Below are 21,764 nucleotides of genomic sequence, written 5' to 3' on the forward strand. Positions count from 1 at the left end.
GCGAAGCTGCGGCTTCTTTGCGCCCGACTCGGCTTGGACCTGTATGCATTGCTGGCTGCGCTGGCGCCGGTCGCCACGCTGCGTCACGTTGCACTCAGCTGAAAACCGAATTGTTCAGGGCGGACTACTTAAGCAGGCGTCGCACAGCACGCAGTGGTGCCGTGACTTTCCACGACGTGGACCCTCGCAAGTCCTCGATGACGGCGGTCAGGTTTTCAACCTGCTGTTGCAGTGAAGCTGTGACCTTGAGACTCGCAGCAGCTTGAACTCGATGATCTGCGGTGTGCTCGCGCAGAAGTTCTGCTTCTGCATGCAGTGCATCGACCTGTCGCAAGGCTTCGGCCAGTTCCTCGCGGACGACGGATCGAAGTTCTCCACTTTTGGCGAGTACCTGGGCGTGCAACGTCTTCCAACTTTCCACGATGCGCTGCTTGTCGTCACAGGCTTCCAAGGTCACGAAGAACTCGAAGGTGTGGCGCTCAGTTGGAGAAAAACTCTCGCACCGAAAGGGCTGATGCCCAGTCTCAGCAAGTCGCCCCATCAACACGGCAAACGAGTGAGGCGTAAATACCCAGCAGTGACTGTCGCGATAGGTGCCATTGGCCAGCATATCCTCTGCTGCTTCGATCGCTGCTTCGATCGCTGCTTCGATCGCTGCTTCGATCGCTGCTTTGGAGTCGACCTGTCGCGGTGCAGTCTCGCCAGTGATTCGCTCTTCCCAAGCGTCGACACAGTCGACGTGCGCTACGTTGAGAAAATGATCGAGGATAGCGCGCGCCTGCGGCACCCTCGCCCCCGTAAGGTGAGCACTCAGTACATCGGCAATTTGGGTCTCCGCCCGCGGCAAGTCAAACGTGTAGCGCTTATCAGGAATGCAAAGCCGCACTTCGCCGCCAGGCTTCAAGACAGAGGCCAGCTCGAAAAACCAGCCGATCAGATCCGGGACATGCTCGATGACATGCGACGCCACTATGCCGTCAACCGGCGCTACGGGGGCCGCGATTTCCGCGAGCGTGCGCTCTCCCCATACGCCATGAACATCGACCAACCGATCAATGTTCACGTGTGGATCGGTCGCATACTTTTTCCGCAAGTCAGGTGTGCTCGCATGATCGACGTAGAACACTTTTGGCGTGTCCGGCGGAACAATCGGCCTATCGAGTGCGCCAATCTCGATAAGGCTGGCCGTCGCCAGATCGAACCCACGCAACAGCTTTTGGATGCGCGTCATGCGCAAGTATCGCACTGCGTTGCAGCATGCTCTTTTGCGCACTTGAACTGCTGACGACCTTTGGACGCATCAATGGAGCGCGTGCAGGAAGTGGCTTCATGGCGAATCTTCCACACTTGCGCTGCGCCTGCCTGGATGTGGGTACTGTGTTCGAACTGGGTGTCGCTGCCGCGTTGCGTTGTATGTCGCAGGAAATGGTGCAGTCCTGTTCAGTGCGGTGAAGTTTGCTGCGATAGGCGAGAAAGCACAGCCGTTGATCGCGGAAATGCAGGGCAGTGCGATCAGTGCCGAGATCTCGATGAAGCGGCAGCTATCGAAACAGGCGGCGCAAAGCACGTAACGGCGCCGTCACTTTCCATGAGGTTGAAAGCTCCAGCGCCTTGCCCTGCGCGATTGCTTCGGCTGCGCGTATCTGCGTCGTCTTGAGCTCAACTTCGAGCGAAGTAATGCGATCTTGAGTCGATGCCATTCCAAGGGCTGCATGTTTGGCGGCAAACAGCTGCAGTGGCAACGAGTTAATTGCGGCGTCGGCACAATCGCGACGGAGCGCCTCTTCGAACCGAGCCAAGCGAACTGGATCAATAGCGGTGTCATCAAGCACGGAGTTACACCATGCATCAACAAACTGGCGTCCCAGTTCGTTTGGGTTGGCGAACGGCACCTTCTCTAAAACAAGCGCGAACTCGTCCGCAGTTCGAGCGGGAAAATGGTCTGAAAAATACATCGACTCCAACCGCCAAGCTGTGATCCCCTCAAGCAGCGAACAGACTATCAGCGAGGCGAATTCCTCTGGACTCCACACATGGACGTGAATGCTCCGTCTTCGATGGAGTGCGAGCCGGTCCGCATCCAGCATGGCCGGGTTATGCCATTCCCTTACTTCCGTAGGATGTATCGGAGGCTGGCCATAGATGGCTTGGCAAAAGTCCCTGATGCTTGCCTCATCTACCTCGGTCGTCTTTTCTCGATGCTTGGTCAGCACCGTCGAAAAGGGCGTAGCCCTGCGTGGGGCGTCGAACGTTTGATGACGATCCGGCACTACAAGTAGTAGCTTGCCGCCGAATCGCAGCGCTCGCCCAAACTCTGCAATCACTTCCAGAGGATTGGCCACGTGCTCAAGGACATGAGAAGCGACGACACCATCCAGAGAACCTGATCTGAATGGGGCAAGGCCATCCGTGTCGAGGTTCAAGTCGTAGTGCGCTTGGACGCCTGCGGGCTGTCCGATCAACTCAGGCCAGTTTTGATCACGCCCTCCCTCCACTGCACGATCTGCGTATTGCACGTTGGCGCCTGGGGCGACGGTAAACGGCCGACTTCCAGGTCCGATTTCCAGTACGTCGCCAGAAAGTACGAGTCCTATGCGGTCGCGGGGGGTTGTGCTCATTGAACGATCGTACGGGATTAAAGCTTGCCTTCGTCAGCGCCACTTCCCCTCACTGGGCAATGCAATCAACGATCGTGAGCATCCTGGTCTTTTTCAGCTGCGCCGAGAAGGAGCGGCATTTCGTTGGCTGGTGTGGCGTTCCCATCGTGGACGCCACGGGCGACACTGAAACATGCGGCTCACAGCACGCAGTGGCGTCGTGACTTTCCAGGATCTCGAGTGCTCCAATGCCTCAACTCGCGCGGCGGCGCCACCGGCAGCATGCTCGAACTCTGTGCACCGCGCAGTCGCAGCAGCGACCTGATCCCGCAACGCCTGAATCGTCTGTCCTGAACCTGCTTGACTGGAGGCTCTGGCATCTTCGATTGCTTGAGTGACCGTCGCAGCGTCTCGCAAGCTTGGTAGTTCCCGGCTTCGAAAAGTGACATCGCCACCATCTGTTGTAGTTGCTTCTTCGACCGCTGAACGTATGTCGCCCGTTCATGCGCGTGAGCCAGCAGCATTTCGCGAACAGGAGCGGCCATGCCTCTGATTCCGATGGCAGCAACACAATCGGGAAGAAAAACCGTCTCGAATTCGATCTTTAGATAGCGCAGCATGCGCTCGGCGTTCTGGATCGCGTCGATGATGAGGTTCGCATCGTGGAACGCGATCACCGAATCAGGCTTGAGATAGGAAAGCACCTGAATGAAGTCAGAAAGCACGCGGTATTCGTGTGCTCGGCATCGATCATCGCAAGCTCGGCCAATCCAAGAAGGACAGACGCGAACAAAGTGCAAGCGTCGGCGTCGTAGGTGGTGAGTTTCTCCAACGGTGCCCCACCTATTTGCTCGGTCAAGGGCTGCTTCATCCTCGCGGTCGAGTTGTCGACATGGTGAAACAACACGCCGCGCTCGTCCGCGGATACACATTCCGGGTCCAGCAGATGCGGCTGGAGGCTCGCGCCTTCTTGTCGTTGTCGTAGAGCGCGGTGCGGATGGTGAAGATCTTGTTGTCCAGGTCCGCCAAGAAAGCCGGTTCGCTCGTTGTCGTCATGTCTGGTCCTCTCGACCGAGGGTCGCCGTTCGGCGGATTCTAGAGGGCGACCTTCAACGCGAAAAAGGCTCCCGTCGCGAATGTCAGGCGGGCGAGCAACGATCCAGAGAGTGGGTAGGGTGCCCACGAACGGCGGGAATTCACGCGTGCTGCGTTTGTCTGCGGTGCGAGTTGGACAGCAATTTGGCGCTTCCTCGCAAAGAAGACGCCTTGGCTGCACTTGTTTGGAGCCTCTCAGCGCTCGACGATCCGCCCGTGCTCCATGTGGATCACCCGGTTGCATTCCTTGGCGATCAGCTCGGGTGAATGGGAGGCCAGCACCAGAATGCCGGACTTGGCCACCACGTCCTTCATTCGCTGCTCGGCCTTTTCGGTGAAGGCCGCGTCGCCCACGGACAGCCATTCGTCCATCAGCAGAATGTCTGCTTCCACGCTGGTGGAGATGGAAAACGCCAGGCGCATCAGCATGCCGGTGGAGTAGGTGCGCACGGGCATGTGCACGTATTCGCCCAAGCCGCTGAACTCGCAGATATCGGGGGTCAATGCCTCCACCTGCTTCTTGTTCATGCCCATGATCAACCCGCGCAGCATGATGTTCTCGATGCCGGTGGCGTCGTGCTCGATGCCCAGCGAGGGATCGATCAGGCTGGACACCGTGCCCTGGCGCATGAACTCACCGGCCGACGGTTCGTACACGCCTGCCAGCGTGCGAAGCAGCGTCGACTTGCCCGCGCCGTTGTGGCCGATCAGCCCAAGCCGGTCGCCGCTCTTGAGTTCGATGTTGATGTTGCTGAGGGCCTGGACCACGTGGACGCCGGTTTCCTGGCCGAAGCGGCCACCGGTGACCGACGATGCAATCGTCTTCTTCAGCGAGCTGGCGCCCGCCCCATAGATGGGGAAGTTGACGGAAACGTTCTTGAGAGAAATGAAAGCCATGGTTCTTCAGAGCCAGTAAACGACGCGGCGGCGGTACTTTGCGAACAGCGCGCAGGAAACAACGACGCTCACTGCGGTCCATCCAAGAATGCCCCACCAGTTGTGCGCATCCGGAACCCCGCCCATGAGCGGCGTGCGCAACAGGTCGAGCATCTGCGCGAACGGGTTCCACAGAATGTATTTGGCGCGCCCCGGAAGGCTCGACGGCAGCCAGAACACGGGCGTGAGGAACATCAGCATCTGCATGACGCTGGTGACGATCTGGGTCACGTCGCGAAACCGGGTGCAGACCAGGCCAAGGGCCAGGCCCAAAGCCTGTGCGTTGATCAGCACGAGCAGGAACGCCGGAATGACGAGCAGCACCGACCACGACAGCGAGATGCCCGCCCACAGCGCCACGGGGATGTACAGCACGATCTGGTGCGCGAACTGGATGATGTTGCGCGCCATGCTTCGCCAGACGAACAGGCTGATCGGAAAGTAGCCTTGCTTGAGGTAGTTGGCCGAACCGACGAAGGCGTTGCACGAGTCGGTGACCATGCTCGAGAAGAAGCCCCAGAAGATGATGCCGAGCGCCAGGTGCGGAAAGAACTTGGACAGCTCGGTGCCGAACAGCGAGCTGTACAGCGGGCCCATGCCGCCGATCATGGCGCCCATGCTCAGCGTGAGCCACAACGGGCCCAGCATGGAGCGCCGGTAGCGCAGCACGATGTCGGACCAGGCAAGGGTCCACCAGATGTCTGTGCGGCGGGTACCTTCCCACCAGTCGACCCATGCGCTGCGTTGGAGGTTGGAGTGAACTTGGCTCATGTGCGTCGATACGAGGCTGCGCGGCAAACGGCGGTTTTTTCGCCCCGACATGCCAGGCCGCTGATGGGCAAGCTCGAAGGGCTTGTCCGCGGCGCTGAAGGCGCGGCCTCGTTTTTATCCTTTGTGTGAACCGCGCGATTTTACGGGGCGGGGGTGAACAGGCCGTGTCGAGCGCCCGCGGCATGCACCTGGCCGGGCGAAAAGGGGAAGCGAAGATAATCGCCGGCTGGCGCACACCGGGCCCCTTGCATCTCCTCAGCTCCCCTTCGAGCCGCCTGTACGGCGCGTATTCCACGAAAAAGTTCCCTCCTTGCCGCCCGCCGGCAGGCCGTCTATGAAATCTGTATCTCGGCTCTTCGACTTCTTTCTGACCGTGCTCTGGAAAACCCCCGGCGTCGGTGGGCGGCTGCAGCGTGCATGGCGCATGTTCCGCAAGGCGGGCTGGCGCGGCATTCAGTGGGAGCTTGGCCGGCGCGTCACGGGCTTCAACGACTACGCGCGCTGGGTTCGCGACCACGACACGCTCACACCCGCCGTCAGGGACAGGATCGTGCAGCGCGTGGCGTCGATGACCGACATGCCCCTGATTTCCGTGGTCATGCCCTCGTACAACCCCAATCCGGTGTGGCTGCGCGAGGCCATCGAGTCGGTGCGCGAGCAGATCTACCCGAACTGGGAGCTGTGCATTGCGGACGATGCCTCGCCGTCGGACGAAGTGCGGGCCATTCTGAAGTCGTATGCCGACACCGACCCGCGCATCAAGGTGGTATTCCGGCCGAAGAACGGCCACATCTCCGCCGCGTCGAACAGCGCACTCGAGCTGGCCACCGGCACGTGGATCGCGCTGATGGACCATGACGACCTGCTGCCCGCGCACGCGCTGTTCTGGGTGGCCGACTGCATTGCCCGCCATCCCGATGCGCGGTTGATCTATTCCGACGAGGACAAGATAGACGAGGCCCTGAACCGGTCGGGCCCGTACTTCAAGTGCGACTGGAACACCGACCTGTTCCGCTCGCAGAACATGTTCAGCCACCTGGGGGTGCTGTCGGCCGAGCTGGTGCGCGAGGTCGGTGGTTTCCGGCTGGGCCTGGAAGGCTCGCAGGACTGGGACCTGGTGATTCGCTGCATGGAGCGCCTTGCGCCGGGGCAGGTGCGCCATATTCCAAGGGTGCTCTACCACTGGCGCGTGCACGCGGAAAGCACGGCCAAGTCGATGGACGCCAAGCCCTATGCCGTGCTGGCCGGTGAACGGTCGCTCAACGAGCATTTCGAGCGCACGCAGACCCGCGCGCGGGCCGAGCACATCGGGTTCGGCTATCGGGTGCGCTATGCGTTGCCCGATGCGCCGCCCCTGGTGTCGCTGGTCATTCCGACGCGCAACGCCGCGGCGTCCTTGCGCCGTTGCGTGGACGCGATCGTCGAAAAAACAACCTACCCGCGCTATGAAATCATCGTGGCCGACAACGCCTCCGACGATGCGGCTTCGCGCGCCTGCCTGGAGGCCTTTGCTGCAATGCCGAACGTGCGCGTGCTGCGGCATGCGCAGCGGCAAGAGACCTCAACGCTGCGCAACGCGGCGGTCGGTGCGGCAGCGGGCGAAGTGATTGCACTGCTCGACGACACGCTGGAGGTCGTCACGCCCGAATGGTTGTCCGACATGGTGAGCCTGGCGCTGCAACCCGGTGTTGGCGCGGTGGGCGCGCGTCTGCGGGACCGGCGCCGCATCCTGACGCATGCCGGCATCATCCTGGGCCTTGGGGCGCACGGCGTGGCCGGCGTTTCGCACCGCGGCATGCCCGCCGGGCGTGAGGGGTACGGAGGCCGCGCGGCCTTGATTCAGTCGCTGTCGGCCGTGAGCTCGGCCTGCATGGTGATTCGCAAGGACCGCTATCTGCAAGTGGGCGGCTTCGACGAAGGCCATCTCAAGGAGGCCTTTGCCGATGTGGACTTCTGCCTGCGCCTGGGAGAAGCCGGTCTGCGCACGCTCTGGACACCCTGTGCCGAATTGCTCGACCACAGACCCGAGGCCCGCGCGATGACTGGCACGCAGCCGCCCAGCGCGCTCTTTCTTCAGGACGTGGCTTACATGAAGCGCCGGTGGGGCGCTTTGCTGGAGAACGACCCCGCCTACAGCCCCAACCTCATGCTCGCCCGCGAAGACTTCAGCTACGCTTGGCCGCCGCGCCTCGCGCCGGTCTGATGGCGCTGGAAGTTTCCGTCGCGCTGTGCACTCGTAATGGCGCGCGCTACCTCCCCGAGCAGGTCCGCAGCATCTGCGCGCAGACCCCTCTGCCCCGGGAAATCGTACTGTCCGACGACAACTCCACCGACGACACCGTGGCCGTGGTGCGCGACACCCTGGCGCAGTGCGGCGTGGCGGACCAGATCGTTTTGCGGGTGTTCAGCAACACGCCCGCACTGGGCGTCACGCGCAACTTCGAGCAGGCGGTGAGCGCCTGCAGCCACGTCCTGATCGTGCTGTGCGATCAGGACGATGTGTGGCACCCCGGCCGGCTCGCGCGCATGGCGGCGCAGTTCGAGGCGCGGCCCGACCTGCTGCTGCTGCACTCCGACGCCCGCCTGGTCGACGCCGACCTGAAGCCCTTGGGCACCACGCTGTTCCACGCGCTGGAGGTGCAGCCAGCCGAGCTTGCCGCCATCGCGGGTGGCGAGGCCTTCGGCGTGCTGCTGCGGCGCAACCTTGTGACGGGCGCCACCACGATGTTCCGCAAGACACTGCTCGACGCGGCGCTGCCGTTCCCGCCGGAATGGGTGCACGACGAGTGGCTGGGCGCGGTGGCCGCCGCCATCGGCCGCGTCGACGTGCTGCCCGAGCCGACCATCGATTACCGCCAGCACGCCAGTAACCAGATCGGCGCACGCCGGCTCACGCTGTCCGAGAAGGTGGCCAAGGCGATGGTCGAGCGCGGCGACAAGCATGTGCAGCGCCTGCGCCGTGCCGAGGCGCTGCTGCAGCGGCTGATGCAGCTTGGCGACCGCGTGCCGGCGCGCTACATGGACGCACAGCGCGCCAAGGTCGCGCACCAGCGGTTCAGGGCCGAGCTGCCCGCGGCGCGGGGGTTGCGGCTGCTGCCGGTGCTGGCAGAGGCGGCCCGCGGCCGCTATGCACGCTTCGGCCGCGGCGGGCATGCGATCGCGCAGGACTTGCTCGAACGCGGCTGATTGCGTCCTCGGGGACAGAGCTAACTGCCCAGCCGCCAGTACCGCCAGAACGCCCCCGACCCCCACACCTTCAGCAGGCTGGTCACGTGCCAGTACAGGTACTTCTTGCTCCGGTGGCTCTCGCGTTGCGCGTCGTGCCGGGCGACCAGGTCTTCGGCGACCTGCAGCTTCCAGCCGGCGAGCCGGGTGCGCGCGCAAATGTCGAAGTCTTCGCCGTACATGAAGAAGCGCTCGTCGAAGCCGCTCACCTGCCGGTAGGCGTCGCTGCGAAACAGCATGAACAGCCCCGGAATCCACGCCGGCACGCGTGGGCGCACATAGCCCGGCTTGTTGCGGCTCACGATCTCCAGCGGCGTGAGCAGCGCCCGGTGCGGCTCCGGCTCGGCCTTGCCGGGCTCCAGGATGCGCGGCGTCAGCAGCCCGGCGTCGGCCGCGGCCTGCGCGAGCAGGGGCGTGAGCACGTCGCTGTCCAGGCGGATGTCGGGGTTGAGCACCAGAAACCACGGGCTGGCGCAACGCGAGAAGGCTTGGTTGTGGTTGGCACCAAAGCCCTTGGGGCTGGCGTTCGCTATCCGTTCGACCTCGAAACCCCAACTCCGGCCCGCAAGCAAGTCGGGTTCGGGGATGTTCAGGGTGAGCACCACCTTGGCGGTGACGGCGCGGCAATGCAGGTCGAGCTGCGCGAGCAGCGGCAGCACCAAGGCCAGCTGGCCGTGGCTGACGATGGAAATGGTGATCGAGGGGGCGGGGGGGGAGAAGGGGGGCGTGGGCATGGTCTAATTTCGCTCGGGAATTCTAGGGTTCCCCAACCCCCACACATGATTGCTCTGATCGTCATCAGTTTCTTCGTCGCCGCCTTCTCGGTGCAGCTGTTCATGCGCCGTGCGCGCAGGCATGCCCGTGCCTATGGCGCCGACATGCCCCAACGCTTTCACAAGGGCCATGTGCCGCGCCTGGGCGGTGCGGGCATCCTGATGGGCATGGGGGCGGCCTGGCTGGCCGCCGGCGTCACAGGCACCGACCCGTTCTATGTGTCGTGGCCCGTCAAGACCTCGATGCTCACGCTGCTGTGCATCCTGCCGGCCGTGCTGGGCGGCATCGTGGAGGACGTCACCCAGAAGGTGCAGGTGCGCTACCGGCTCGGGCTCACCATGGGTTCGGCGTTGCTGCTGTGCTGGCTGCTGGGGCTGGGCGTGTCGCGCACCGGCTTCGAGTTCATCGACGGCTGGCTGGTGATGATTCCCTTCGCCACCGTGCTGTTCGCGGCGCTGGCCATTGGCGGCCTGCCGCACGCGTTCAACATCATCGACGGCTACAACGGCCTGGCGGGCACCGTGGCGGTGCTGGTCTGCCTGGCCATCTCGCACGTGGCGCTGCAGGTGGGCGACCGGCAACTGGCGGCGATGGTGGTCTGCCTGGTGGGCGCCACCATGGGCTTTCTGGTGTGGAACTACCCGCGCGGAAAGATCTTTGCCGGCGACGGCGGCGCCTATGTGTGGGGCATGGTGATTGCCGTGGCCGTGGTCACGCTGGTGCAGCGCCACCGCGTGGTCTCGCCCTGGTTCCCCATGCTGCTGCTCATCTACCCGGTGTGGGAGACGCTGTTTTCCATCTACCGCAAGCTGGCGCGCGGGCAATCGCCCGGCACGGCCGACGCGCTGCATTTCCATCAGCTGATCTTCCGGCGTATCGTGCGCGTGGCGCTGGCCGACGACGAGGCCCGCCAGCTGCTGGCGCGCAACAACCGCACCTCGCCCTACCTGTGGATGTTTGCGGCGCTGTCGGTGGTGCCGGCCGTGATGTTCTGGAACAACACGCTGGTGCTGATGTTCTTCTGTCTTCTGTTCGTCACGACCTATGTGGGCGCCTATCTGATGATCGTGCGCTTCAAGGTGCCGCGCTGGCTGCGTCCGTAACGCCGCAGCCTTGCAAGAATTTCGTCTTTCCGTCCAACGCTTTGGAGCCTGACCGCCCATGATCGACCCCGTCCTCAACATTCCCCCGCGCGACAAGGCCGAGATATTGGCCCAGGCGCTGCCGTACATCCGCAAGTTCCACGGCAAGACCATCGTCATCAAGTACGGCGGCAACGCCATGACCGACCCCGCCCTGCAGGCCGACTTTGCCGAAGACGTGGTGCTGCTCAAGCTGGTGGGCATGAACCCGGTGGTGGTGCACGGCGGTGGCCCGCAGATCGAGGCCGCGCTGAACAAGCTGGGCAAGAAGGGCAGCTTCATCCAGGGCATGCGCGTGACCGACGCCGAGACCATGGAGGTCGTCGAATGGGTGCTGGCCGGTGAGGTGCAGCAGGACATCGTGGGCCTCATCAACCAGGCCGGCGGCAAGGCCGTGGGCCTCACGGGGCGCGACGGCGGCCTCATTCGCGCGCAAAAGCTCAAGCTCGCCGACCGCAACGACCCCAACGTGCACCACGACGTGGGCCAGGTCGGCGACATCGTTTCCATCGACCCCAGCGTGGTGAAGGCGCTGCAGGACGACGCCTTCATTCCGGTGGTGAGCCCCATCGGCTTCGGCGAGGAGAACGAGAGCTACAACATCAACGCCGACGTGGTGGCCGGCAAGCTGGCCATCGTGCTCAAGGCCGAGAAGCTCATGCTGCTGACCAACACGCCCGGCGTGCTCGACAAGAACGGCAAGCTGCTCACCAATCTGAGCGCGCGCGAAATCGACGAGCTGTTCGCCGACGGCACCATCTCGGGCGGCATGCTGCCCAAGATCGAAGGCGCGCTGGACGCGGCCAAGAGCGGCGTGAACGCGGTGCACATCATCGACGGCCGGGTGCCGCACGCGATGCTGCTGGAGATCCTGACCGACCAGGCCTACGGAACGATGATCCGGGCCCGCTGACCTTCTGGGTCAGGTGGAGGGCGCGTGCTCACTGCCCTGTGCGAGAATCAATTGATTACATCTTTGCACGCGCTCCAATGCAGAACGAAGAGACGACCAGTGCTTCCGGCCTAGAGACTCCCGCCGACCCGCCCACGCCCACCCCCCCGGCGCGCAAGCGCCCGAAGCCGGGCGAGCGGCGCGTGCAGATCCTGCAGGCGCTGGCCGCCATGCTCGAGCAGCCCGGCGCCGAGCGCGTGACCACCGCGGCCCTGGCCGCCCGGCTCGAGGTGAGCGAGGCGGCCCTGTACCGCCACTTCGCCAGCAAGGCGCAGATGTTCGAGGGCCTGATCGATTTCATCGAGCAGAGCGTGTTCACGCTGGTCAACCAGATCCTCGAGCGCGAGGGCGCCACCGGTGCCCAGCAAGCCGCAAAAATCCTCACGCTGCTGGTGCAGTTTGCCGAGCGCAACCCCGGCATGACCCGCGTCATGGTGGGCGATGCGCTGGTCTACGAGAACGAGCGCCTGCAGCAGCGCATGAACCAGTTCTTCGACAAGATCGAATCCACCCTGCGACAGGTGCTGCGCGGTGCCGCTGCTGCAGACGGCTCGGCCACGCCGACGGTCGACGCGCAGGTGCGCGCAGCGGCGCTTACGGCTTTCGTGGTGGGGCAGTTGCAGCGCTTTGCGCGCTCGGGCTTTCGCCGTGCGCCTTCGGAACACCTGGAGGCGACGATCGCGCTGATCGTGTGAGGTGTTTCTGAATTTCTCCCTCCCCGCTGGGGGAGGGTCGGGGTGGGGGCTCGGCGGCTTGGGCCTTCTCTCAGCGCTCGTTGGGCGCTTGCCCCCATCCCAGCCTTCCCCCGGAAGGGGAAGGAGCCATGCGGTCAGGCGGTGATCGACACACCCACCTTGCCGCCCGCCGCGACGATCTCTCCCCACGTCGCGTCGTCCACCCAGATTCCCTCTTGCCGCCGCGCCGCACGCGCCTTGCGCTCGGGCTCGCCCGCGATCTGCACCGCATCGAAGCCCTGCCCGGGCGGGCTCTGCCGCAGCCAGTCGATGAACTCTCGCGCCTCTTCATCGAAGGCCTTCTGCGTACCCAGCTTCACCGGGTCGATCAGCACCGTCAGCATGCCGTTCAGCACCGTGCGCGACGTGTCCGCCGGCCGGTGCCAGGTGCCGCCGCCGGTCAGCGCGCCGCCCAGCAGCTCGCACGCCACCGCCATGCCGTAGCCCTTGTGCTCGCCGAAGGTCATGAGCGCGCCGAACAGGCCGTTGCCCTGCGGCACCACCACCACGCCGGGGTCGTTGGTCGGCGCGCCGTTCTCGTCGATCAGGTAGCCGTCTGGCACCTGATCGCCCTTGTTGTGCGCCACGCGCATCTTTCCCTGCGCCACGCGGCTGGTGGCGTAGTCGAGCACGAAGGGCTCGGCGCCCGCCAGCGGAATGCCGATGCAGCACGGGTTGGTGCCAAAGCGCCCGTCGCCGCCGCCCCAGGGCGCGACCACCGGGCGCGACAGCACGTTGACGAAGTGCATCGCCACCAGGCCCTGCGCCGTCGCCATTTCCGCGAAGTGCCCGATGCGCCCCAGGTGGTGCGCATGCGAGAGCGTGAAGATGCAGCTGCCGTGCTGCCTGGCGCGCGCAATGCCCAGCTCCATGGCCTGCACGCCCACGATCTGCCCGTAGCCGTGCTGGCCGTCCAGGCCCATCAGCGTGCCGATGTCCATGTTCACGCGCACGGCGGCGTTGGGCTTCAGGCCGCCCTCGGCCACCGCGTCGATGTAGCGCGGCAGCATGCCCACGCCGTGCGAATCGTGGCCGCTGAGGTTGGCCAGCACCAGGTTGGCGGCCACCTGCTGTGCTTCGGCGGGCGTGCTGCCCGCGGCTTCGAGCACGCGGGCAACATCGGTTTGCAGGCTGTCGGCCGGCAGTGTTCTGGACATGGATCAGACTCCCTTTGCGTTCAAGGTAATGACATAGAGCGACGTCGTCGCGCAGATGAAAAGGCGGTTGCGTTTGGGCCCGCCAAAGCACACGTTGGCCACGCGCTCCGGCACCAGGATCTTGCCCAGCAGCGTGCCGTCGGGGTGGTAGGCGTGCACGCCGTCCGCGGCGCTGCTCCAGATGCGGCCTTCGGTGTCGAGCCTGAAGCCGTCGAACAGCCCGTTGGTGCATTCGGCAAACACCTCGCCGCCGCTCAGGCTGCGGCCGTCGGCGCCCACGTTGAAGCGGCGGATGTGCCGCGGCCCGTCCGCCGCATGGCTCGCGCCGGTGTCGGCGATGTACAGCAGCGACTCGTCGGGCGAAAACGCCAACCCGTTGGGTTTCACGAAGTCGTCGGTCATGCGCGCGACCTCGCCGCTGGCGGGGTCGACGCGGTAGACATGGCAGGCGCCGATCTCGCTGTCGGCGCGCAGGCCTTCGTAGTCCGACAGGATGCCGTAGCTCGGGTCGGTGAACCACACGCCGCCGTCGGAGTGCACCACCACGTCGTTCGGTGAATTGAGCCGCTTGCCTTGCCAGTGCGAGGCCAGCACCGTGAGGCTACCGTCGTGCTCGGTGCGCGTCACGCGGCGTGTGAGGTGTTCGCAGCTCACCAGCCGGCCCTGGCGGTCGACCGTGTGGCCGTTGGTGTTGTCGGCCAGCGCGCGGAACACGCCGACCGTGCCGTTCAGCTCGTCGTAGCGCAGCATGCGGTTGTTCGGAATGTCCGACCACACCAGCGTGCGGTGCGCCGCGAACCATGCCGGGCCTTCGCACCAGCGCGCGCCGCTCCACAGGCGCTCCAGGCGCTCGGGGCCGGGAATGCAGGTCTTGAAGCGCGGGTCCAGGTGCTCGAAGCCGGTGCCGTCCAGAAAGCCGAAGGGGAGTGTGGCCATGGGGGGTGTCTTTCTTCTTTCGTGAGAGTGGGTGCGTCGGCTTCAGCGCTTGGGGCGCGCGCTGGCCAGCACGATGACCGCGATGATGATGACCCCGGTCAGCAGCGTGCGCAGCCCCGGCCCGGCGCCGACGGCGTTGAGCAGCGCCACCAGCAAGAACATGAACATGGCCGCGCCCCAGATGCCCGGCACGCTCGGTCGCCCGCCCGCCACCGCCGTGCCGCCGATGACGACCACCGCAATGGTCATCAGCAGATACTCGGCGCCCTGGTCGAGCGAGTTGCCGCCCGAAAAACCCGCGATGAGCGCGCCGGTGAAGCCGGCCAGCCCCGCGCAGATCACATAGGCCAGCAGCCGCGTGCGTTCCACGCGCAGGCCCGCCAGTTGCGCGGCGCGGCGGTTCTGGCCCACCGCCGCAATCGAGCGGCCCAGCACCGTGCGCTCCAGCATCAACGCGATCAGCACCGTGACCACCACGGCCACCATCGCCACCAGCGGCACGCCGGCAATGCGCATCGCCATCAGGTCGGAGAACAGCGCCGGTGGCTTCACCTTGAGCCCGCGTCCGAAGTTGATGGCCACCGACATCACGATCAGCGAGGCCGCCAGCGTGGCGATGATCGGCGGAATGCGCAGCAGCCGGATCAGCCCGAAGTTGAACAGCCCCACGCCCATGCCCACGGCCGTGGCCGCCAGCAGCCCCGGCACCAGCATCGCGTTGCTGCCGTTCATGACGATCATCGCGGCCGCGCCCGACAGCGCGATGGTCGAGGGAATCGACAGGTCGGCATTGCCCGGCCCCACGCTGATCACCAGCATCTGCCCCAGCGACACCAGCACCGTGAAAGCCGAAAACGCCAGCGCCGCGGCCAGCAGGTCGCCTGCGCCCTGGCCGTTGGCGCTCCACACCGTGGCGGCCCAGGCCAGCACGGCGGCCACGCAGGAGCCCAGCCAGGGGCGGTTGCCGGCCAGCTGTTTCCAGCGCTTCCACCGAGGCAGGGCCACGGGCGCGGCCAAGGTTTCTTGTGTTGCGTTCATCGCTTGCCTCCCACCATGTCGATGGCCGCGCGCAGGCCGAGCACCGCCACCAGAATCAGCCCCTGCATGCCCACTTGCCAGTCGGGTGCTATGTTCAGAAAGGTCAGGAACGAGGCCGCCAGCGTGACCGTGAGCGCACCGATCACCGCGCCCACCGGCGCCACCTTGCCGCCCGCGAATTCGGCCCCGCCCAGAATGGCCGCGGCAATGGCCACCAGCGTGTAGCGCGAGGCGATGTTGGCGTCGGCCGACGTCGCCTGGCCCACCAGCATCAGCCCGGCGCACACGCCGAACAGCCCCGCAATGGCATACACGCCGGCGCGCACACAAACCATGTTCCAGCCCGCGCGCGCAATCGCGCCGGGGTTGCCGCCCATCCCGCGCACCAGCGTGCCGAAGGCGCTGCGCGTGATGAGCAGGTGGCCCACGATGCCCGTGACGATCGCCATCCAGATCGGCATGGGCAACAGCGGCGTGCGCCAGCTCATGGCGCCGCGCAGCCATTCGGGCGCCGTGCCGCCCGGCGTGGGCAGCAGCAGCACCGCGCAGCCCAGCCACACGAACGACAGCCCCAGCGTGACCACGATCGACGGCAACTGCCGAGCCTCTATCACCGCGCCCGCCAGCGCATACACGCCCACCGCCGCGACCAGCGCCAGCACCGCGAGCAGCGGCTGCGTGGGCATCAGCGTGGCGCCGATGCACGCCACCAGCGACACGAACGGGCCGATCGACAGGTCGAGGTCGCTCACCGCCAGAATCATCATCTGCGCCAGCGTTGCGAACATCACCGGAATGGCCAGGTTCAGCAGCAGGTTGATGCCGAAGTAAGACATGGCACGCGGCTGCTTCAGGAACACCGCCGCCAGCAGCACCGCGAGCGCCACTGCGGGCAGCAGGGCATGCAGCATCGCCACGCGGCGCGCGGGGCTTGGCGCTCTTGTGGTCGCTCTTGTCATTGTTCTTGTGCTCGTGATTGCATTCGCGCTCATGCCGCAGCCTCCTCGAAGGAAAGCGCCACCACGCGCTCTTCGCTGATGTCGTCGCCGGCCAGCTCACCGACCACGCGCCCGTTGCTGAACACATAGACGCGGTCGCAGTGATGCAGCTCGTCGAACTCGGTCGTGTACCAGACGAAGGTGCGGCCCTGGCGCGCCTCGTCGCGAATGAGCGCGTACACATCGCGCTTGGTGCCCACGTCCACCCCGCGCATCGGGTCGTCCATGAGGATGACCGGTGCGCTCGAGCCCAGCGCGCGTGCGAACAGCACCTTCTGCTGGTTGCCGCCCGAGAGCGAGCCTATCGGCAGGTTCAGGTCGGGCGTGACCAGCCCAAGCCGCTGGCGCCACTGCTGCGCCTGTTCGTGTTCGCGCTGCAGGTCGATCAGCGGGCTGCGCGCACGCAACTGCGCGAGCCACCCGACCGTCATGTTCCGCGCGATGGACCAGAGCGTGAACACGCCGTCGGTCTGCCGGTCGCCGGCCACGAAGGCGGTGCCGCCCTCGACGCGCATCGCATCCTTGCGCCCATGCTGCGAGGCCTCTTGCAGCGCGAGCAGCATCGCGGTCTGGCCATGCCCGGCCAGCCCCGCCAGGCCGATGACCTCGCCACGCGAAGCCTGCATGGCCATGCCGCGCTGAGTGGAGGCTGCAACCTGCACCACAGCCTGCGTGCCGCCACCGGCTTCGCGTGTTCTTGCCGCCGCGTCGTCGGGCAGCGGGGCGTTCTTGACCTCATTTGCAATGGCCTGCCCCATTGCCATCACCAGCCTGTCGCGGTCGGTCTCCGCGGTCGGCGTGGCCTGTACCACCTGGCCGTCGCGCATCACGACCAGGCGGTCTGTCACCGCGAAGATCTCGCGCAGCTTGTGCGTGATGAGCACGCAGGTCTTGCCTTCGGCCACGAAGCTGCGGATGTAGGCCAGCAGTTGCGTGGCGGCTTGTCCGTCGAGCGAGGACGTGGGTTCGTCGAGGATCATCAGTTCCAGCGGTTGCGCCCCTGGCGTGACGGTGAACGCACGCGCCACTTCCACGATCTGTCGCTTGCCGATGGGCAGTTCGCCCACCACGTCGTCGGCCCGCAGCCCGTGGCCCGGAAAGATGCGATCGAGCGAGGCCATCAGTTGCGCCCCTGCGCGTTTGCGCCAGGCCCATTCGGCCGACTGCGGTTGTGCAATGCGCATGTTCTCCGCGAGCGTGAGGTTGTCGCACAGCGACAGTTCCTGGAACACGCAGCGCAGTCCCCATCGCCGAGCCTCGCGCAGGCTCCAGGCGGGGCTGTCGGCGGGCCGTCCGGCAAACTGCAGTTCACCGCTGTCGGGTGCAAGCGCGCCGCACAGCACGTTGACGAGCGTGGACTTGCCTGCGCCGTTGTGTCCCACGAGGCCTACGCATTCCCCGCGTCGCAGTTGCAGGTCTACGCCGCGCAGCGCCTGTACTGCGCCGAATGACCTCGCTGCGCCGCGTGCCTCTACAAGGACTTCGGTCATGTTTGTTTCGCCTCTTGTCGTGTGTTTTGGCGTTGTTGTTCAGGGCGTGTGCACAGGCCGCCGGGTACTCCCCTCCGCGAATGTCCCCCGGCTTCGCCTCCTCCTTTATTTCGCTGCGGGGAGCACCCGACGCCCTGTGCACCTGGGCACGCTCTGGTTGATCGCACGATCAACCACTCCTCTGAATAACGCACACGCCGATGGGGTGCCTTGCGCAGCGAAATAAAGGAGGAGGGCGAAGCCCGGGGGACATTCGCGGAGCAAGGTACCCCGTCGGCGTGGGCGAGCCCTGAACGGCTGCGCCCAAAAAAGCACCGCCCTGAACAGCAGCGCCCAGAACAGCACCGCATCACTTGGCCTTGGCAATGAAGTCGACCACTTCCTTCTGCGAGTACTCGACATTCACCACACTGCCCACCTCGGTGTTCTTCACCGCGTCATCGAGCGTGTCCTGCGTCACCACGCTGATCGGCAGTTTCATCTCCTTCGGTACCTTGGCACCGGAGAGGATCTGCTGCGCCACCCAGAACGCGAAAGTCGACGCCCCCGGTGCAATGCTGGCCGACATCGTCTGGTACTTGTTGGCGTCGCGCTGCTCCTTCCACCACGCCAACTCGTCCTGCCGGTTGCCCATGAAGATGATCGGCGTCGGACGCCCCGCCGCCTTGAACGCCTGCGCCACGCCATAGCCGTCACCACCCTGCGTGGCCACCGCCGTCACCGGAGGCAGCGTCGACAGAATGGCCGACACCTCTTTCTGCGCCACCGTCTGCGTCCAGTTGCCATGCACCGAGCCCACGATCTTGTACTCGGGCCGCTTGGCCACCGCCGCGGTAATGCCCTGGTGAATTTCGTCGTCCACGAACACACCCGCAATGCCACGCACCTCCAGCAGGTTGCCCTTGATGCCGCGGCTCGCAAAGTAGTCGATCTGCATTGCGCCCAACTGCTTGAAGTCCACCGCGATGCGGTAGGCACAGGGCTCGTTCACGATGCCGTCGAACGACACCACCACAATGCCCGCGTCGCAGGCCTGCTTCACCGCGCCGTTCAGCGCCGTGGGCGAGGCCGCGTTGATCACGATGGCGTCGAAGCCCTGCAAAATCATGTTCTGGATCTGCGCCGCCTGCTCCGTGGCCTGGTTCTCCGACGTGGTGAAGCTCGGCGCCTGCGCCACCACCCCCTTGGCGACCGCGTCCTTCGTTACCTTGTCCCAGCTCTTGAGCATGGCCTGTCGCCACGAGTTGCCGGCGAAGTTGTTCGACAGCGCGATCTTCTTGGCCTTGGTGTCGGCCGCGTTCGCCACCGGAATGTGCAGCGCGGCGGCGCCCACTACGAAGGCTGTGGCCAGCGCCGTGGGTGAGAGTCGGATCTTCTTCATGGTGTTGTCCTTGTGGTCCGAACCCGCTGCCCGGGACTCGGTTGTCTCCTGCGGATGCCCGTCCTGCAATGCCGCGCCGGTCAGTGCGGCGGCCTCCGGGCGATGGATGGGTGGGGCCGGCTCGGCTACATCACCGCGCCGACCTGCCAGGGCACGAACTCGTTCTGCCCGTAGCCATGCTGCTCGCTCTTGGACTGCGCGCCCGACGCGGTGGCCAGCACCAGCGCGAAGATGCGCTCGCCCATCTCCTGGATGGTGGCCGTGCCGTCCACGATCTCGCCGCAATTGATGTCCATGTCTTCTTCCTGCCGCTGCCACAGCGCCGAGTTGGTCGCGAGCTTGAGCGAAGGCGAGGGCGCGCAGCCGTAGGCCGAGCCGCGCCCCGTGGTGAAGCAGATCAGGTTGGCGCCGCCGGCCACTTGGCCCGTGGCGCTCACCGGGTCGTAGCCCGGCGTGTCCATGTAGACGAAACCGTGCGCGCTCACGGGCTCGGCGTATTCGTACACCGCCTCCAGGTTGCTGGTGCCGCCCTTGGCCACCGCGCCCAATGATTTTTCGAGGATGGTGGTGAGCCCGCCGGCCTTGTTGCCAGGCGAGGGGTTGTTGTTCATCTCGCCCTGGTTGATGGCCGTGTAGTTCTCCCACCACTTGATGCGGTCCACCAGCTTCTGCCCCACTTCGCGCTTCACCGCGCGGCGCGTGAGCAGGTGCTCTGCGCCGTACACCTCGGGCGTTTCGCTCAGGATGGCGGTGCCGCCGTGCGCCACCAGCAAGTCGACCGCCGCGCCCAGCGCCGGGTTGGCGCTGATGCCCGAATAGCCGTCGGAGCCGCCGCACTGCAGCCCAATGGTGATGTGCGCCGCGCTGCACGGCTCGCGCTTCACCGCATTGGCGCGCGGCAGCATCTCGTGGATGAGCGCCACGCCCTTCTCCACCGTCTTGCGCGTGCCGCCCGTGTCCTGGATGTTGAAGGTGCGAAAGTTCTCGCCTTCGGCCAGGTGGCCGGTGGCGAGCCAGGCCTTGATCTGGTTGGCCTCGCAGCCCAGGCCCACCACCAGCACGCCCGCAAAGTTAGGGTGCGTGGCGTAGCCCGTGAGCGTGCGTTCCAGTATCTGCATGCCCATGCCTTCGGTGTCCATGCCGCAGCCGGTGCCGTGCGTGAGCGCCACGATGCCGTCGACGTTCGGGTAGTCGGCCAGCGCCTGCGGGTTGGTCTTGCGCGAGAAGTGGTCGGCAATGGCGCGCGCGGCCGTGGCCGAGCAGTTCACGCTGGTCAGCACGCCGATGTAGTTGCGCGTGGCCACGCGGCCGTCGGCGCGCCTGATGCCCATGAAGGTGGCCTCGCGCCTGGCGGGCGCGGGCTTCACGTCGGCGCCGAAGGCGTAGTCGCGCTCGAAGGTTTCCGACACCGCGCCCTTGTCCGGGCCCATGTCTAAATTCTGCGTGTGCACATGCTCGCCGGCGGCAATGGGCCGGCTCGCGAAACCGATGATCTGGTTGTAGCGGCGTACCGGTTCGCCCTGTGCAATGACGTGCATCGCAATCTTGTGGCCCGGCGGAATGAGGCCGCGAACGGCCACGCCTTCGACGAGCGTGCCGCCGAGCAGTTGCGAGCGCGCGATGACGACGTCGTCGGCGGGGTGGAGTCGGATGTAGGGGGTCATGGGGGTCGGCTGGCTGTTGCTGTGGCTATGGCTGGCTGGTGTGCATGAAGAGGGATGGAGGTGGTGCTGGCGCGCAGGCTTCAGGCTGCCTTCGCGCGGCGCCAGCTCGCGCTGAACCGCTGGTGGAACTTGTCCATGTGCTGGTGCATGGCGTCGCGCGCCGCGCCCGGGTCGCGTGCGGCAATGGCGTCGAGGATGGCCTCGTGCTCGCCGATGGCCGCCTGCCACGACGTCATGGTCTCGAAGTAATCGATCATCCGCGCGAAGATCGGCCCCTGGCGCGACTCCCAGAAGCCCTGCACCGTCTCGGTCAGCACCACGTTGTCGCAGGCGTTCACGATGGCCAGGTGGAAGGCGCGGTCGCCTTCGTGCGGCACCTCGTTGCGCGCGGCAAGCTCGCGCATCATCTTGATTGCGCGGCGCATGGCGTCCACGTCTTTTCGCTTGCCGTGCTGCGCGGCGGTGGCGGCGGTTTCGCCTTCGACCAGCCGGCGCGCGCGAATGATCTCCAGCGGGCCCCATTCAGTGCCGGTGCCTGCTCCGTTCGCAGGTGGCGCCGTGCGGTGCGACCGGTCGAGCACGTACACGCCCGAGCCGGTGCGAATCTCGACCCAGCCTTCCACCTCCAGCGCAATCAGCGCCTCGCGCACCGAAGGCCGGCTCACGCCCAGCTGCTTGGCCAGGTCGCGCTCGGCCGGAATGCGCGCGCCCACCGCGAACTCGCCCTTGCCGATCAGCACGCGCAGCTGTTCGGCAATCTGGCGGTAGAGGCGCTGGGGTTCGAGGGTCTGGATCGGCACGGGAAAAGAATGGTGGAAGGGCTGTGGAAGAACGAAGGCGGCTTAAGGGTTGTCCTGAATTGGACAAGTGGTAA

Annotated in this window: 20 protein-coding genes; 5 read left to right on the forward strand and 15 right to left on the reverse strand. The window is 65.6% G+C overall.

Annotation, left to right across the window (positions count from 1 at the left end):
- Positions 1-124 precede the first annotated feature (124 nt).
- The 6 genes from VLK31_RS32790 to VLK31_RS32815 form a co-directional block, all read right to left on the reverse strand.
- Complete coding sequence (locus tag VLK31_RS32790; protein ID WP_409172670.1) at positions 125-1,231, reverse strand: methyltransferase domain-containing protein; 1,107 nt, start codon at positions 1,229-1,231, stop codon at positions 125-127.
- A 310-nt stretch (positions 1,232-1,541) separates the two neighbouring features.
- Positions 1,542-2,618 (reverse strand): methyltransferase domain-containing protein, encoded by a 1,077-nt coding sequence (locus tag VLK31_RS32795; RefSeq protein ID WP_409172671.1) that lies wholly within the window; start codon positions 2,616-2,618, stop codon positions 1,542-1,544.
- Between the two features lie 179 nt (positions 2,619-2,797).
- Positions 2,798-3,322 carry a hypothetical protein gene (locus VLK31_RS32800; RefSeq protein ID WP_409172672.1) on the reverse strand — a complete coding sequence of 175 codons (525 nt, stop codon included), beginning with the start codon at positions 3,320-3,322 and terminating at the stop codon, positions 2,798-2,800.
- 142 nt (positions 3,323-3,464) lie between these two features.
- Positions 3,465-3,653, reverse strand: coding sequence for a hypothetical protein (locus VLK31_RS32805; protein ID WP_409172673.1), 189 nt, complete (start codon positions 3,651-3,653; stop codon positions 3,465-3,467).
- Positions 3,654-3,887: 234 nt separating this feature from the next.
- Positions 3,888-4,589, reverse strand: coding sequence for an ABC transporter ATP-binding protein (locus VLK31_RS32810; RefSeq protein WP_409172674.1), 702 nt, complete (start codon positions 4,587-4,589; stop codon positions 3,888-3,890).
- Positions 4,590-4,595: 6 nt separating this feature from the next.
- A complete protein-coding gene (locus VLK31_RS32815; RefSeq protein WP_409172675.1) occupies positions 4,596-5,399 on the reverse strand; it encodes an ABC transporter permease in 804 nt (267 codons plus the stop codon).
- Positions 5,400-5,733: 334 nt separating this feature from the next.
- Here VLK31_RS32815 and VLK31_RS32820 point away from each other — a divergent pair, with 334 nt between their 5' ends.
- Positions 5,734-7,602, forward strand: a complete 1,869-nt coding sequence (locus VLK31_RS32820) for a glycosyltransferase family 2 protein (protein WP_409172676.1) — start codon at positions 5,734-5,736, stop codon at positions 7,600-7,602.
- Positions 7,575-8,585: a glycosyltransferase family 2 protein gene (locus VLK31_RS32825; RefSeq protein ID WP_409172677.1), complete on the forward strand. Its 1,011-nt coding sequence runs from the start codon at positions 7,575-7,577 to the stop codon at positions 8,583-8,585. The genes VLK31_RS32820 and VLK31_RS32825 overlap by 28 nt, the downstream gene beginning before the upstream one ends.
- 20 nt (positions 8,586-8,605) lie before the next feature.
- Here VLK31_RS32825 and VLK31_RS32830 read toward each other — a convergent pair whose 3' ends face one another.
- Positions 8,606-9,358, reverse strand: a complete 753-nt coding sequence (locus tag VLK31_RS32830) for a glycosyltransferase family 2 protein (protein WP_409172678.1) — start codon at positions 9,356-9,358, stop codon at positions 8,606-8,608.
- Between the two features lie 45 nt (positions 9,359-9,403).
- Between VLK31_RS32830 and VLK31_RS32835 the strand changes: the two genes are divergently transcribed.
- The 3 genes from VLK31_RS32835 (at position 9,404) to slmA (ending at position 12,187) form a co-directional block, all read left to right on the forward strand.
- The gene (locus tag VLK31_RS32835; protein WP_409172679.1) at positions 9,404-10,501 is read left to right on the forward strand and encodes an MraY family glycosyltransferase; all 1,098 of its coding nucleotides are present in this window, start codon (positions 9,404-9,406) and stop codon (positions 10,499-10,501) included.
- Between the two features lie 58 nt (positions 10,502-10,559).
- Positions 10,560-11,453, forward strand: coding sequence for an acetylglutamate kinase (gene argB, locus VLK31_RS32840; RefSeq protein ID WP_409172680.1), 894 nt, complete (start codon positions 10,560-10,562; stop codon positions 11,451-11,453).
- Positions 11,454-11,530: 77 nt separating this feature from the next.
- Positions 11,531-12,187, forward strand: coding sequence for a nucleoid occlusion factor SlmA (slmA, locus tag VLK31_RS32845; protein WP_409172681.1), 657 nt, complete (start codon positions 11,531-11,533; stop codon positions 12,185-12,187).
- Positions 12,188-12,321: 134 nt separating this feature from the next.
- On the opposite strand, the gene VLK31_RS32850 is transcribed toward slmA, so the two are convergent.
- The 8 genes from VLK31_RS32850 to VLK31_RS32885 form a co-directional block, all read right to left on the reverse strand.
- Positions 12,322-13,383 (reverse strand): malate/lactate/ureidoglycolate dehydrogenase, encoded by a 1,062-nt coding sequence (locus VLK31_RS32850; RefSeq protein WP_409172682.1) that lies wholly within the window; start codon positions 13,381-13,383, stop codon positions 12,322-12,324.
- Positions 13,384-13,386: 3 nt separating this feature from the next.
- Positions 13,387-14,319, reverse strand: a complete 933-nt coding sequence (locus VLK31_RS32855; RefSeq protein WP_409172683.1) for an SMP-30/gluconolactonase/LRE family protein — start codon at positions 14,317-14,319, stop codon at positions 13,387-13,389.
- Between the two features lie 42 nt (positions 14,320-14,361).
- Positions 14,362-15,357 carry an ABC transporter permease gene (locus VLK31_RS32860; protein WP_409172684.1) on the reverse strand — a complete coding sequence of 332 codons (996 nt, stop codon included), beginning with the start codon at positions 15,355-15,357 and terminating at the stop codon, positions 14,362-14,364.
- Positions 15,354-16,316 carry an ABC transporter permease gene (locus tag VLK31_RS32865; protein ID WP_409172685.1) on the reverse strand — a complete coding sequence of 321 codons (963 nt, stop codon included), beginning with the start codon at positions 16,314-16,316 and terminating at the stop codon, positions 15,354-15,356. Before VLK31_RS32865 ends, VLK31_RS32860 begins: the two co-directional genes overlap by 4 nt.
- Positions 16,317-16,345: 29 nt before the next feature.
- Entirely contained in the window at positions 16,346-17,845 is a 1,500-nt protein-coding gene (locus VLK31_RS32870; protein WP_409172686.1) for a sugar ABC transporter ATP-binding protein, read from the reverse strand.
- Between the two features lie 349 nt (positions 17,846-18,194).
- The gene (locus tag VLK31_RS32875; protein ID WP_409172687.1) at positions 18,195-19,226 is read right to left on the reverse strand and encodes an ABC transporter substrate-binding protein; all 1,032 of its coding nucleotides are present in this window, start codon (positions 19,224-19,226) and stop codon (positions 18,195-18,197) included.
- A 125-nt stretch (positions 19,227-19,351) separates the two neighbouring features.
- The gene (locus tag VLK31_RS32880) at positions 19,352-20,890 is read right to left on the reverse strand and encodes a UxaA family hydrolase (RefSeq protein ID WP_409172688.1); all 1,539 of its coding nucleotides are present in this window, start codon (positions 20,888-20,890) and stop codon (positions 19,352-19,354) included.
- 80 nt (positions 20,891-20,970) lie between these two features.
- Positions 20,971-21,690 (reverse strand): FadR/GntR family transcriptional regulator, encoded by a 720-nt coding sequence (locus VLK31_RS32885; RefSeq protein WP_409172689.1) that lies wholly within the window; start codon positions 21,688-21,690, stop codon positions 20,971-20,973.
- Positions 21,691-21,764 lie beyond the last annotated feature (74 nt).

Origin of the sequence: Variovorax sp. H27-G14, assembly GCF_046156345.1 — a bacterium.
Lineage (GTDB): Bacteria > Pseudomonadota > Gammaproteobacteria > Burkholderiales > Burkholderiaceae_C > Variovorax.

Coding starts and splice junctions, on each gene's coding strand:
- VLK31_RS32790 (WP_409172670.1), bottom strand. CDS start 1,231: ATGACGCGCATCCAAAAGCTGTTGCGTGGGTTCGATCTGGCGACGGCC.
- VLK31_RS32795 (WP_409172671.1), bottom strand. CDS start 2,618: ATGAGCACAACCCCCCGCGACCGCATAGGACTCGTACTTTCTGGCGAC.
- VLK31_RS32805 (WP_409172673.1), bottom strand. CDS start 3,653: ATGACGACAACGAGCGAACCGGCTTTCTTGGCGGACCTGGACAACAAG.
- VLK31_RS32810 (WP_409172674.1), bottom strand. CDS start 4,589: ATGGCTTTCATTTCTCTCAAGAACGTTTCCGTCAACTTCCCCATCTAT.
- VLK31_RS32815 (WP_409172675.1), bottom strand. CDS start 5,399: ATGAGCCAAGTTCACTCCAACCTCCAACGCAGCGCATGGGTCGACTGG.
- VLK31_RS32820 (WP_409172676.1), top strand. CDS start 5,734: ATGAAATCTGTATCTCGGCTCTTCGACTTCTTTCTGACCGTGCTCTGG.
- VLK31_RS32830 (WP_409172678.1), bottom strand. CDS start 9,358: ATGCCCACGCCCCCCTTCTCCCCCCCCGCCCCCTCGATCACCATTTCC.
- VLK31_RS32835 (WP_409172679.1), top strand. CDS start 9,404: ATGATTGCTCTGATCGTCATCAGTTTCTTCGTCGCCGCCTTCTCGGTG.
- argB (WP_409172680.1), top strand. CDS start 10,560: ATGATCGACCCCGTCCTCAACATTCCCCCGCGCGACAAGGCCGAGATA.
- slmA (WP_409172681.1), top strand. CDS start 11,531: ATGCAGAACGAAGAGACGACCAGTGCTTCCGGCCTAGAGACTCCCGCC.
- VLK31_RS32850 (WP_409172682.1), bottom strand. CDS start 13,383: ATGTCCAGAACACTGCCGGCCGACAGCCTGCAAACCGATGTTGCCCGC.
- VLK31_RS32855 (WP_409172683.1), bottom strand. CDS start 14,319: ATGGCCACACTCCCCTTCGGCTTTCTGGACGGCACCGGCTTCGAGCAC.
- VLK31_RS32860 (WP_409172684.1), bottom strand. CDS start 15,357: ATGAACGCAACACAAGAAACCTTGGCCGCGCCCGTGGCCCTGCCTCGG.
- VLK31_RS32865 (WP_409172685.1), bottom strand. CDS start 16,316: ATGACAAGAGCGACCACAAGAGCGCCAAGCCCCGCGCGCCGCGTGGCG.
- VLK31_RS32870 (WP_409172686.1), bottom strand. CDS start 17,845: ATGACCGAAGTCCTTGTAGAGGCACGCGGCGCAGCGAGGTCATTCGGC.
- VLK31_RS32875 (WP_409172687.1), bottom strand. CDS start 19,226: ATGAAGAAGATCCGACTCTCACCCACGGCGCTGGCCACAGCCTTCGTA.
- VLK31_RS32880 (WP_409172688.1), bottom strand. CDS start 20,890: ATGACCCCCTACATCCGACTCCACCCCGCCGACGACGTCGTCATCGCG.